At 70.0% G+C, this 12,396-nt stretch carries 11 protein-coding genes; 6 read left to right on the plus strand and 5 right to left on the minus strand.

The genetic code is table 11. The annotated features are described in order from the left end of the window. Positions 1 to 118: 118 nt before the first annotated feature. Entirely contained in the window at positions 119 to 1,903 is a 1,785-nt protein-coding gene (locus FKO37_RS32900; protein ID WP_037820117.1) for a gamma-glutamyltransferase family protein, read from the minus strand. A gap of 72 nt (positions 1,904 to 1,975) precedes the next feature. On the opposite strand from FKO37_RS32900, the gene FKO37_RS32905 reads away from it, so the two are divergent. Further along, positions 1,976 to 2,887, plus strand: coding sequence for a LysR family transcriptional regulator (locus FKO37_RS32905; protein ID WP_238607049.1), 912 nt, complete (start codon positions 1,976 to 1,978; stop codon positions 2,885 to 2,887). A 24-nt stretch (positions 2,888 to 2,911) separates the two neighbouring features. Here FKO37_RS32905 and FKO37_RS32910 read toward each other — a convergent pair whose 3' ends face one another. Further along, on the minus strand, positions 2,912 to 4,183 hold the full coding sequence (locus tag FKO37_RS32910; RefSeq protein WP_037820114.1) for a YbiU family protein: 1,272 nt from the start codon (positions 4,181 to 4,183) through the stop codon (positions 2,912 to 2,914). Positions 4,184 to 4,284: 101 nt separating this feature from the next. Between FKO37_RS32910 and FKO37_RS32915 the strand changes: the two genes are divergently transcribed. Continuing rightward, positions 4,285 to 5,373, plus strand: coding sequence for an ROK family transcriptional regulator (locus FKO37_RS32915; RefSeq protein ID WP_238607050.1), 1,089 nt, complete (start codon positions 4,285 to 4,287; stop codon positions 5,371 to 5,373). On the opposite strand, the gene FKO37_RS32920 is transcribed toward FKO37_RS32915, so the two are convergent. Continuing rightward, positions 5,363 to 6,088 carry a trypsin-like serine protease gene (locus FKO37_RS32920; RefSeq protein WP_238607051.1) on the minus strand — a complete coding sequence of 242 codons (726 nt, stop codon included), beginning with the start codon at positions 6,086 to 6,088 and terminating at the stop codon, positions 5,363 to 5,365. The genes FKO37_RS32915 and FKO37_RS32920 overlap by 11 nt on opposite strands. A 233-nt stretch (positions 6,089 to 6,321) precedes the next feature. Here FKO37_RS32920 and FKO37_RS32925 point away from each other — a divergent pair, with 233 nt between their 5' ends. After that, entirely contained in the window at positions 6,322 to 6,639 is a 318-nt protein-coding gene (locus FKO37_RS32925; RefSeq protein WP_037820108.1) for a helix-turn-helix transcriptional regulator, read from the plus strand. Continuing rightward, positions 6,636 to 7,040, plus strand: coding sequence for an SRPBCC domain-containing protein (locus FKO37_RS32930; protein WP_238607052.1), 405 nt, complete (start codon positions 6,636 to 6,638; stop codon positions 7,038 to 7,040). Before FKO37_RS32925 ends, FKO37_RS32930 begins: the two co-directional genes overlap by 4 nt. A gap of 2 nt (positions 7,041 to 7,042) precedes the next feature. On the opposite strand, the gene FKO37_RS32935 is transcribed toward FKO37_RS32930, so the two are convergent. Continuing rightward, positions 7,043 to 7,678: a class I SAM-dependent methyltransferase gene (locus FKO37_RS32935; RefSeq protein ID WP_238607053.1), complete on the minus strand. Its 636-nt coding sequence runs from the start codon at positions 7,676 to 7,678 to the stop codon at positions 7,043 to 7,045. A gap of 1 nt (position 7,679) precedes the next feature. Further along, entirely contained in the window at positions 7,680 to 9,077 is a 1,398-nt protein-coding gene (locus FKO37_RS32940) for an FAD-dependent monooxygenase (RefSeq protein ID WP_238607054.1), read from the minus strand. Between the two features lie 111 nt (positions 9,078 to 9,188). On the opposite strand from FKO37_RS32940, the gene FKO37_RS32945 reads away from it, so the two are divergent. Further along, positions 9,189 to 10,154 carry an Lrp/AsnC family transcriptional regulator gene (locus tag FKO37_RS32945; protein ID WP_238607055.1) on the plus strand — a complete coding sequence of 322 codons (966 nt, stop codon included), beginning with the start codon at positions 9,189 to 9,191 and terminating at the stop codon, positions 10,152 to 10,154. A 137-nt stretch (positions 10,155 to 10,291) separates the two neighbouring features. Further along, entirely contained in the window at positions 10,292 to 12,355 is a 2,064-nt protein-coding gene (locus tag FKO37_RS32950; RefSeq protein ID WP_238607056.1) for a phosphocholine-specific phospholipase C, read from the plus strand. Positions 12,356 to 12,396: the final 41 nt, after the last annotated feature.

The raw sequence follows: 12,396 nt of genomic DNA on the forward strand, positions 1-12,396 counted from the left end.
CGGACACGGGAAAGAAGAAACCGAGCGACCTCAGTGTGGCACCGCGATACAACGTTGTAAATCTGCCGAAAGCACTGACAAACGCTGTCCTTTTCGGGACAGCGCTTGTCAATTCCCGCTACCGCCCCGCGGCGTACCCCTGCGCCCCGCGCGAGTTCGCGGCCGCCGACAGGACCCCGGTTTCCGGGTCCTTCGCCACCGCGCACAGCCGCCCCTCCGACCAAGGCTCGCCGACCGTGACGTCGTGCCCCCGGCTTTCCAGCGCGGCGATCACCTCCGCGCCGATCCGCGACTCCACAGTCACGCTGCCCGCCGCCATGCCGCGCGGGTAGAACGAACTCGGGAAGCTGTCGGTGTGCCAGTTCGGCGCGTCGATCGCGCCTTGCAGATCGAGGCCGCCGCGGACCTTGTCGCGCAGTGCGGTACCGAGGAAGAAGTGGAAGTTCCACTGGTCCTGCTGGTCGCCGCCGGGGGTGCCGAACGCCATCACCGGGACGCCGTCGCGCAGGGCGAGCGACGGCGAGAGCGTGGTGCGCGGCCGTTTGCCCGGGGCGAGCGAGTTCGGCAGGCCCGGGTCGAGCCACGCCATCTGCAACCGGGTGCCGAGCGGGAAACCCAGCTCCGGCACCACCGGGTTGGACTGCAGCCAGCCGCCGCTCGGGGTCGCGGCGATCATGTTGCCCCAGCGGTCGACGACGTCGAGGTGGCAGGTGTCGCCGCGGGTCAGGCCGTCCTTCGCGACGGTCGGCTCCCCCGCCCCGATCGCCGACGCGGTGACCCCGCCGCCCGCGACGTAGTGCACGTGCCGGCTCAGCCGGGGCGTGCGGCCTTCCGGGCTGCCCGGCCGCAGGTCGAAGGACGCGCGCTCGCCGATCAGCTTGCGCCGGGCCTCGCTGTACTCCGGGGAAAGCAGCGCCTCCATGGAGACTTCCGTGCTGTCGCCGTACCAGGCCTCGCGGTCGGCCATCGCGAGCTTCGTGCCCTCGATGAGCCGGTGGTAGTACTCCGGCGTCGCGTAGTCCAGCTCGTCCGGCAGGAGCGCGAGCTGCTGCAGGAAGGACGGACCTTGGCTCCACAGCCCGGCTTTCGCGACGGTCCAGCCGTTCCAGGTGCAGGTGACCGGGTCCTCGTACGTCGGCCGGAACGCGGCGATGTCGTCGGCGGTGAGGGTGCCCGCGTGCCGCTCGCCGGACGAGTCCATCGCCGGTTTCGCGGCGAAGGCGGCGAGCGCTTCCGCGACAAACCCCTCGCGCCACGCCTTCCGCGCCGCCTCGATCTGCGCTTCCCGGTCGCTCCCGGCCGCCTCCGCTTCGGCGATCAGCCGTCGCCAGGTCTCGGCGAGCGCAGGATTCTTCAGCAGGCCACCGGGTTTCGGCGCGACCCCGCCGGGCAAGTACAGCTCGGCCGACGTCGTCCATTCGTTCTCGAACAGTTCGCGGACGGTCTCCACCGTCGCGCCGACGCGCTCGACCGCCGGATGGCCGTCCGCCGCGTAGTGAATGGCGTATTTGAGGACCTCCCGCAACGACTTCGTGCCGTGGTCGTGCAGCAGGAGCAGCCACGCCTCGACCGCGCCGGGCACCGCGGCGGCGAGCGGGCCGGTGCCGGGGACGAGGTCCAGGCCGAGCGAGGTGTAGTGCTCGATCGTCGCGCCGGCCGGCGCGGGCCCCTGCCCGCACAGCACCTTCGGCGCGCCGCCTGCCGGGGCGAGGATCATCGGCACCTCGCCGCCCGGCCCGTTGAGGTGCGGTTCGACGACGTGCAGCACGAACGCCCCCGCGACCGCCGCGTCGTAGGCGTTGCCGCCGTCCTCGAGAACCGCCATCGCGGCCGCCGAGGCGAGCCAGTGGGTGGACGACACCATGCCGAAGGTGCCCTGCAACGTCGGGCGCGTCTGGACCATGGGCCCTATCGTCGCGCGCGGGCTGGCGGTACGTCAAAGACATCTGAGGCACCAGTCCGATAGCGTATCGCTATGGAACGCCGCCAGCTGGAGTACTTCGTCGCGATTGCCGAGCACGGCGGGTTCACGCACGCGGCGAGGGCGTTGCGGGTGGCGCAGCCGTCGTTGTCGCGGGCGATCGCGAAGCTGGAACAGGACCTCGGCGTCGAGCTGTTCCACCGGGTCGGCCGCAACGCGGTGCTGTCGAACGCCGGCGAACTGCTCGCCGAACGCGCCCGGCTGGTGTTGCGCGACCTGGACGCCCTGCGCGCTGCCGCGCGGATGGCGGGCGACGGGCCGGCCGGGCGGATCGACGTCGCGGCCACGTCGTCGTCCGCGCTGGAGCCGGTGATCAGCATCGTCGCCGAGATGCGCACGCGGTATCCGGGCGTGCTGGTGAGCACGTCGGCGGCGTTGTCGGCGGCCGAGGTGGTCGCGATGGTGGTGCAGGGCCGGTGCGAGGCCGGGGTGTGCGGGAGCGCGGAACGCCCGGTCGGGCCGGGTCTGATCGCACACCACCTGCGGGACGAGGAACTGCTGCTGGTCGCCCCGCCCGGTACGGAAATCGGCTCGGACGGGGCCGTGGAGCGGGCTGAGCTCAGCGGGATGCAGTTCGTGGTCACCACGTCGCCGACCGCGGTACGCGGTTTCTTCGACCGGCTCGCGGCGACCGTGCCGGACCTGTCGATCGCGGCCGAGGTGGGCGACCGGAGCGTGGTACTGCCAATGGTGCTGCGCGGGATCGGCGCGAGCCTGATGCCGGACGGCTGGGCCGAACTGGCCCGCCGGGCCGGTGCGGAGGTGCTCCGGTTTTCGCCGCCGGAAACACTCCCGCAGTGGCTGATCTACCGGTCCGGGCCGATTACCGCGGCGACTCAAGCATTTCTGGACATCGCCACAGGCGGGACCGCCAGCATCGGCGCGTCTTGCCCTGAACGTCCATGACGCCCCTAATGGACTAGACCGCTTTCACCCGATCCCGAGGCCGCGCCGTCCGGTCGCGTTCAGCTGTTCCGGGGCGAACCGGTCCGGCCAGGAGCGCTCGTAATGCTCGGGCGGGAAGTCCGACGGACTGGAACCGGTCTCGAACGCCTCCCGCACCGCCCCGGCGTACGCCTCGTTCCGCGGGCACCACGGCGCGGCCGGGATATACATGACGTTGCCCCAGCCCTGCTGGTTCTTCACCGGCGCGACGCTGTGGATCAGATCGCAGTGCCACCACACGGAATCCCCGGCCCGCACGTCCGGAATGCCGCTGGAAGCCCGCAGCAGCAAGGAATGCCATTCCTCGCTGGCCGCGAACACGTGGTTCACCAGGACGCCGCACATGTCGTCCTCGGGCACGTCGGCCAGCAGCGGGCGCAGCATCAGGTAGCCCATCGCCTCCGGAATCGGCACCGCGTGCAGTACGCCCTGGTCGTGTTTCATGTCCGACAACGCGGTCCAGCCCTGGAAAGTGCGGAAAACCGAGCACATCGTCGAACCCTCGAACTGCGGCCCGGCCGTGCGGTGCGCGGCGTCCCACGGATCGTAGGACTCGACGGTGCCGTCGAACAGATGCCGGAACGCCCGCTGGTACGCCTCGGTCATCCAGAGGTCGAGCGTGCCCGGGTCGAGATGCGAGCCGAGACCGCCGGAATCCGCGCCCGGCGGACGGCGGCGGATGCGGTCCGGGTACAGCGAATCCCGGCCCGGGTCGAACCACCGGACGCCGTCGGATTCCGACTTCCACCGCGCGTTGAGGAACGCTTGCACGCGCGCCATCCGGTCGCTTTGCCGCGCCTCCATCTGCGCCGGAGACCAGTAGATCGGGTAGATCCCGGCCCGGGAGACGAGGCTGCCGAAGAAGTTGTCGCCGGGACCGCGGTAGTTCTCGAAGAACCGGTTGCCCTCGACGTAGTCGACGATCCCCTTGTCCCACGCCAGCGCCTGCTCGCGCGGGAAGTGCCCGCGCACGATCAGGCAGCCGCGCTTCCGGATCCGGTGCAGGTCGTCTTCGGAGACCCGTCCCGCCTCGATGTCGGCGTACTCCAGCACCGGCCAGATCTCTTCGCCGCATGCTTTCGCCGCCTCGATCTCCTCGACCGCGGCGGCGACGCGAGCCTCGATCACCGCGAACACCTCTTCCACGGTGCGCCCGGACGCCTCGATCCGCGCCCGCAGCGCGGTTTTGGTCTCGCGAATCGCGGCCGGGAGGTCGTCCGGCGCGGTCTCCCAGTGCGGCAACGGGGGAAGCTGCATAGCGCTCGCTCCATTCAGGAAGGGCTCCTTACTGAATCGACGGTAAGGCGCCCGCGCGGATTCAGGCAACAGTCCTGACTAAATCGGCTAGACTCGCGCCGATGACCCCGGCCAAGCCCTCCCTCGACCTGCTCCGGTCGCTGACCGACGAGCACGTCCTGCGGGCGCTGCTCGCCGAACGGCAGCTGACGCGCGCGCAGATCGCCGCCCGCACCGGCATTTCCAAGCCCGCGGTCGGCGACAGCGTCGCCCGGCTCGCCGAGGCCGGCCTGCTGCGCGACACCGGCGAACGCACCACCGGCCGCGGCCGCGTCGGCACCTACTACGCACTGGCCGACGACCTCGGCACGGCCCTGGTCGTGAGCATCGGCCACGACGGCGCGGTCGCCGAAGCCGTCGACGTTTTCGGCGAGGTGCTCGCCCGGCACGTCGAAGACCTCGGCCGCCCGGTACGTCCGCGGAAGGTCGCCCAGGCGCTGCGCAAGGCCGCCGCCCGGGTCGCCGCCGACGCGGGACCGCTCCGGCTCGCGGTCGTCAGCGCCGCCGATCCGGTCGACCGGGCCACCGGGAAACTCGTCCACCTGCCCGATTCCCCGTTCCTGCTCGGGGAACTCTCCCCCGCCGACGTCCTCGCGCCGGTCGTGACGGGCCCGGTCACCGTGGACAACGACGTCAACTGGGCCGCCCGCACCGAACAGGCCGCCGGCGATTTCGCCTACCTCTTCCTCGGCGAAGGCCTCGGCTGCGCGGTCGTCGCCGATGGCGAAGTGCGGCGGGGACACGCCGGTCTCGCCGGAGAGATCGCGCACGTCCTCACGCGCGGCGCCAACGGCCAGGCGACGACGTTCATCGACGTCTTCGCGGATCTCGGTGTCCGCCAACCGGATTCGACCACGATCGACGTCGCCGCCCTGCGAACCGCGATCAAATCCGACGACGTCCTCGACACCCTCGCCGAGGCGATCTGCGGCGTGCTGCTCGCTCTGGTGACGGTGTCCGACCCGGAACTCATCGTGCTGGGCGGTCCATGGGGCCCCGACGTGCTCGACGCGGTGTCAGACCGCTTCGCACAACTGCCGCGCCATGTCCCACTTCGCGCCCCGCGCGCCACGGACTCCCCCGCCCTGACCGGCGCGCGCGACGAAGCCGTGCGCGCCTTACGGAGCGCCGTTCTGACGGTCAGCCCTTGATGGTCTTCTTGATCCAGTCCAGCTGACCGAAGACGTCGCCGTCGGCCGCGAGGCTGCTGCGGTCGGATTTGCTGGTGACCCCCACCAGCGTGTCGCGATCGACGGTGGACATGACCGGACCGCCGGAGTCGCCGCCCGCCGTGACGCCGGTGGTGGTCAGCGCGCAGAAATCGGTGCCGCCGGAGACGGTCATGCCCTCGCAGCGCGGGTCGTCGGGGTCGATGACCTTCGCGTCCACCTGCTTGAGCACGTCGGATTGGCAGCTGTTCTCGTCGCCGGTGCAGGTCGCGCCCCAGCCGAGCTGCCGAACGGTCTCGCCCGGCCGCACCGGTCCGCCGGTCGGCAGCTTCGCCGGGGTGACGTCCATCGGGGTGACCTTGATCAGCATGAGGTCGGCGAGCGTGTGGTTGTTGCGGCTCCCCGGGACCGGCTTGACCACGGTGCCGAGCCGCTGGTCGAGATTGCCGACGCGAAACTCGATGCGCGAATCGGCGATGGGCTGCGCGGCCTCGGCGAAGCAGTGGTCGGCGCTGATGATCCACTCCCGGCTGATCGCGGTGCCGGTGCATTCGGGCCTGCCGTCGACCAGCATCCGCACCGCCCATGGTCCGTAATGGCTGACCGAACCGCCGATCACCGCCGCTGCCGGAGCCGCCGCCGCGACGGCGATCAGGGCGGCTGCGGAGGCCAGGACGGCCCATCGGCGGAGGTGCATGGGGAGGACGTCCTTTCGGCAGCTTCGCGGTGACAACAGCAAGACGCGTCGGCTGGCGACGGGTTGCTCGGTGACCCGATCGGGTCGGAACCGGAAAACCTTTGCGACGGGCGCGCGGATTCTCCTGCGTTGGTCGCTCATCAGACTCTCGGCCGCGAAGGTGACCCGCCCCGTCCGCCGACGAAGAGTTCCGCCGGTTGACATGTCGGAAACTCCCGACATAACGTAGCGTCATGCCCGACGACGTCTTCCTCGCTCTCGCCAGTCCCGTCCGGCGGCGGCTGCTGGAGATCCTCGCGGACGGCCCGTGCACGGCCGGCGACCTCGCGGCGCGGTTCGAGTTGAGCCGTCCCGCGGTCGCCGAGCATCTCAAGGTGTTGCGGGACGCCTCGCTGGTCCGCGACGAACCCGTTGGGCGGCAACGTTTTTACCACCTGAAGAGCGACCCGCTCGAGCAGGTCGGCGAATGGCTGCACCCGTTCGAACGGTTCTGGCGCGGCCGCCTGCGCAGCATGGCCGACCTGCTGGAAAACGAGGAGGAAACCCCGTGACGTACGCCCGGATCGGCAGCATCTCGGTCGACCAGTTCATCGCCGCCGCGCCGGAAAAGGTCTGGCGCGCGCTCACCGATCCCGAACTGCACGCCAAGTGGTGGGCACCGGGCGACATCGGCCCGGACGTCGGGCACGAGTTCCACCTGGACATGCCCGGATTCGGCTCGATCCCTTGCCGGGTCATCGAATCCGAGCCGCCGTCGAAGTTCGTCTACACCTTCAACGGCGACTGGACCCTCACCTGGACGCTCGTCGCCGAGGGCCAGGGCACCCGGCTCCTGCTGAACCACTCCGGCTTCGACCTCGACGACAAACGCCAGGCGGACGCGTGCGAGCGGATGGGCCCGGGCTGGCGCGACGGCGTGCTGCCGCGGCTGGCGAAACTCGACCTCGGCTGAACTCAGCGGCGAGCGTAGACAACCGCTTGCGGCACTTCGCTGTCCAGCTCCTCCACCCACTCCGCCTCGACGCTGAACCCGGCCTCGCGCAACCACTCCGACACCTGCGCGGGACGCCGGCGATAGACGTGCACCTGCATCGGATGCCCGCCGTACCCCTGCGTCTTCAGCCGCGCCACGTCGCCGACGTGAAAGCCGATCGCGACCGGCGCTCCGGGCCGCAGCACGCGGTGGAACTGCGCGAGGGCGGTGGGCACCTCGTCGTCCGGGACGTGGATCAGCGACCACCACGACAACAGCCCGGCCATCGAAGCGTCGGGCAGCGGAAGCGCGGTCATCGAACCGACCGCGAACCGCAGCCCGGGGTGGTCCCGCCGCGCCACCTCGATCATGCCGGGCGACAGGTCGAGGCCGAACGCGTCCAGCCCGAGGCCGTTCAGGTGCGCGGTGACGTGCCCGGTGCCGCAGCCGACGTCGGCCACCGGGCCGGTTTCCCGCACCAGCGAGGCGAACAATCCCAACGTCATGCGCAGCGACGGGCTTCGGGCGATCGAGTCGCGCAAGCGGTCGGCGTAGCTGGCGGCGACGGTGTCGTACGAGGTCCGGGTGTCGGTCAGCCACGTCTGCACGACGGCCACGCTAGCCCACCGGCGCGCCGAACCACTGGCGAATCGCGGGCTCCAGACCGTCCGGATCACCGGCCCACGCCACGTATCCGTCCGGACGGACCAGCATCGCTTCGGCACCCGTCGCAACGCGGTTCACCCGGTCCGCCCACCGCGTCGCGAGAGCGCCGAATTGTCCGTCCGGGTCGACGAGAACGCCACGTCCGGTTCGCAGTTCCGGGCCGAGGTCGGGCGCGGGCAGGCCCACCAGCGGATGCTCCTCGCTGCCCGGGACGACGTAGCGGATTCCCATGCCGGACAACAGGTCGTCCAGCAGATACTGAACTTCGGGCAGCCCCGCCAAATCCGCGAACAACGACCGGGCCGCGGCCGAGTCGGGGCCGTCGTCCAGGAGCAGCGACTGCGCTTGGACGTTGCGCAGCACCGCCGCGCCGACCGGATGCCGTTCCGCGTGGTAGCTGTCGAGCAACCCCTCGGGCGCGGTGCCGCGCACCGCCGCGACGAGCTTCCAGCCGAGGTTCATCGCGTCCTGGATTCCGGTGTTCATCCCTTGCGCGCCAAGGGGAAGATGCACATGCGCGGCGTCGCCGGCGAGGAAAACGCGGCCGTGGCGGTACCGCGCGGCTTGCAGCGCGGCGTTCGTGATCCGGCGCGCGTAACGGACTTCGACCAGCTCCACCCGGTCGCCGAAGACCGTCTTCAGCCCGGTGCGGAGTTCGTCCTCGGTGACCGGGACGTCCCGTTCCAGCGACCAGCCGGGTCCGCCGAGCGTCAGTCGGCGCAGCGGCCGTCCCTCGACGTCGACACCGAGCGGGAACACCTGTGCGCGGTACCCCTCCGGGGTGATCGTGTGCATCGGGACCTCGGCGCTCAGCCGCACGTCGGCGGCCACCGTGGTCGCCGTCCCCGGACGGCCGGAGAACTCCGCGCCCAGCAGCTTCCGGACCGTGCTGCGCCCGCCGTCGGCGGCGACCAGGTACTGGGCCCGGATCACCGCACCGTCGGCGAAGGTCGCGGTGACGCCGTCCGCGTCCTGCGCCAGACCGACCAGCTCGTGGTTTCTCCGGATCCGGATTCCTTGCGCGGCAAGGTGTTTCTCCAGGAATCCCTCGATCGCCACCTGCGGGACCGACCGCCACGGGAACCGGTGCCGCTCGCGGACCAGCGGCAGCAAATTGCCCGCGAAATGCGCGGTAGTGACCGGATAGTCGCCGGTGGCCAGCAGCGGTTCGAGCAGGCCGCGCTGGTCGAACGCCTCCTGGGTGCGGGACTGCAGCCCGCCGGCCTTGGACAGTTCGCTGGCCCGCGGCAGCCGGTCCGCCAGCACACAGGACACGCCGGCGAGCTGGAGTTCGTTCGCCATCGTCATCCCGGTCGGACCGGCGCCGACGACAAGCACCTCGGCAGTCATGATCTCTCCCTCGTGGGTCGGTGTTCGGAACCGACTCTCGGCCCGCCAGGAGCCCGCGAGCCAGAAAGCGACCGGATAGCGGCGGATTCCGACACGAGTACGCTTAACGAGGTGGATTCCGACTACGACGATCTCGACCGGCAGCTCGTGCACGCCCTGCAGATCGACCCCAGGGCTCCGTTCAGCGCGATCGCCGGGGCACTCGGTGTGTCGGATCGCACCGTCGCTCGCCGCTACGCCCGGCTCCGGTCGACCGGAGCGGTCCGGGTCATCGGCGGCGTCAACGAAGCGGCTTCCGGTGCGGTGCAATGGTTCCTGCGCATCCGGTGCGCGCCCACCGCTGCGAGCGCAGTCGCCGAGGCCCTCGCGCGGCGGCCGGACACCGCGTGGGTGAGCCTGACGTCCGGCGGAACCGAAATCACCTGCACGGTCCGCCTCGAAAACGCAGCCGACAGCGAAGCGTTGCTGCTGGCCAAACTGCCCCGCACGCCACGCGTCGAAGGCGTCACCGCGCATTCGGTGCTGCACGCGTTCTACGGCGGCTCCGACAGCATGGTCGCCAAAATCGGCACGCTGGACGACGCCGCCGTCGCCCGGTTGCGTCCGCCACCGCTCCCCCGCCGGCCTGGCCCGGCGACACTCGACGACGGCGACCGCACGCTCCTCGCCGCCCTCGCCGACGACGGCCGCGCCGGATTCGAACAGCTCGCCGCCGCGACCGGCTGGTCCCCGACCACTGTCCGCCGCCGCATGGCGGAACTGCGCGCACGGGACGTGCTGTACTTCGACCTTGACCTCGACTGGCGGTTGTACGGCAAGGGAATCCGGACACTGCTGTGGCTTTCGGTCGCCCCGGCGGCCCTGGAGGAAACCGGCACCGCGCTCGCCGCGCACCCGGAAGTCGCGTACGCCGCTGCGACCACCGGCCCGACCAACCTGTACGCGACAGTGGTGTGCGCGAGCCACCAAGAGTTGTACCGCTACCTCACCACCAGCGTCGCCGCGCTCCCCGCGGTCACCCACGTGGAAACGGCACCGGTGATCAAGACGGTGAAACAGGCAGCGAACCGGCGGTGACGCAGTACGAACGGGCGCCATCCCGGTCGGCGGTTGACAGCGCGCGGATCACCCGTCGATGATGCGTTCGGCCTTTCCCGGTGGGAAATTCCCGAACGCGTCCGCGAAACTGTCCCCGACTTTTCGAGGAGACATCGATGTCATCGGTCAGCCGTCGCAGATTCATGCACCTCGCCGCGGCCACGGCGGCCGGCACGGCTTTGCCCGCGAGCATCGCGCGGGCGGCTTCGGTGCCGGCCGCCGTGCGCACCGGCACCCTCGCGGACGTCGAGCACGTTGTCGTGCTGATGCAGGAAAACCGGTCGTTCGACCACTATTTCGGCACCCTCAACGGCGTCCGCGGCTTCGGCGACCCGCGCCCGGTCTCGCTGCCGAGCGGGAAACCGGTGTGGCACCAGGCCGACTCCTCCGGCGCCGAAACGCTGCCGTTCCGGCCCGCCGAGGACAACCTGGGCCTCACCTTCATCGAGGACCTCAACCACGACTGGAACGGCACGCACACCGCGTGGAGCACCGGCCGGTGGGACAAGTGGATCCCGGCGAAGACCAGCACTACGATGGCGTATCTGACGCGCAAGGACATCCCGTTCCACTACGCGCTCGCCGACGCGTTCACCGTCTGCGACGCCTACCACTGCTCGATGCTGTCCTCGACCGACCCGAACCGGTACTACATGTACACCGGCTGGACGGGGAACGACGGTTCCGGAAACGGGCCGGTGCTGGGCAATGAAGAATCCGGGTACGGCTGGACCAGTTTCCCGGAAATCCTGGAAAAGGCCGGGGTTTCGTGGAAGATCTACCAGGACGTCGGCAACGGTCTCGACAAGGAGCACAAGTGGGGCTGGACCGATGACGCGTACATCGGCAATTACGGCGACAATTCGCTGCTTTACCTGACCCAGTACCAGAAATCCGCGCAGGGCACGCCGCTCTACGACAAGGCGCGCACCGGCACGAAGGCCAGCGCGGGCGACGGTTTCTTCGACCACCTCGCCGCGGATGTCAAAGCGAACCGCCTGCCGCAGGTTTCCTGGATCGTGGCCCCCGAAGCGTACTGCGAACATCCGGCGTGGCCCGCCAACTACGGCGCCTGGTATGTCTCCGGCGTGCTCGACGCGCTCACGTCGAATCCGGACGTGTGGAGCAAAACCGTCCTGCTCATCACGTACGACGAGAACGACGGATTCTTCGACCACGTCGTCCCGCCGTACCCGCCGCGCGACGCGAACTGGGGCAAATCGACGGCGAGCGTCGCCGGGGAATGGTACGAAGGCGGCGCAGCCGCATCGTACACCAAAGCAATGCCTTATGGACTCGGGCCGCGCGTGCCGCTGCTGGCCGTTTCGCCGTGGAGCACCGGCGGCTGGGTCTGTTCGCAGACTTTCGACCACACCTCGCTGATCCAGTTCGTGGAAAAGCGTTTCGGCGTGCACAACCCCAACATTTCACCGTGGCGCCGCGCGGTGTGCGGGGACCTCACGTCGGCGTTCGATTTCACCGGAGCCAACAGCGGCGTCCCGCCCCTGCCCGGCACCGGCGACTACCAGCCGCCCGCCGACCACAGCACCCCGCCGACCTACCACCCGGTGCCGCCGTCGAACGGTTCGCTGCCGAAGCAGGAACCCGGCACCCGCAAAGCCCGCGCGCTGCCGTACGACCTGGCCGCGGACACCGAAGCCCGCGACGGCCGGATGTACTTCACCTTCGCCAATCTCGGCGACGCCGGAGCCGGATTCCACGTGACGTCCCGGATGCGTTCGGACGGGCCGTGGCCGTACACCGTGGAAGGCCGCAAGTCGGTCACCGACAGCTGGCATCTGCCGAGCGGCGCGGGAGATTGGTACCAGTACTCGGTTTTCGGCCCCAACGGCTGGCTCCGCGAACAGGCCGGGACGATCGGCGGCTTGGGCCCGGAAGTCACCGCACGGCACGACGCGGGCTATGTGACGGTGACGTTCAAGAACCCGACTAGCCGGACGGTCACCTTCACCGGCGTGGACGCATACGCGCCTTCGGAGGCTTACCGGTACACGCTCGCCCCGGGCACCTCGCGCGCGGTGCCGAAGTGGGGCGTCGCCAATGGCTGGTACGACATCACGGTCAAGGCGGATCACGACGGAAAGTACGTCCGGCGTTTCGCTGGCCACGCGGAGACCGGCCAGGCATCCACAAGCGACCCGGCTATCGCGACCAGCTGATCGTCTGTGAGGGGAACCCTCCGGGAATCAGATTCCCGCAG

The organism is Amycolatopsis sp. Poz14 (assembly GCF_006704225.1).
GTDB lineage: Bacteria > Actinomycetota > Actinomycetes > Mycobacteriales > Pseudonocardiaceae > Amycolatopsis > Amycolatopsis nivea.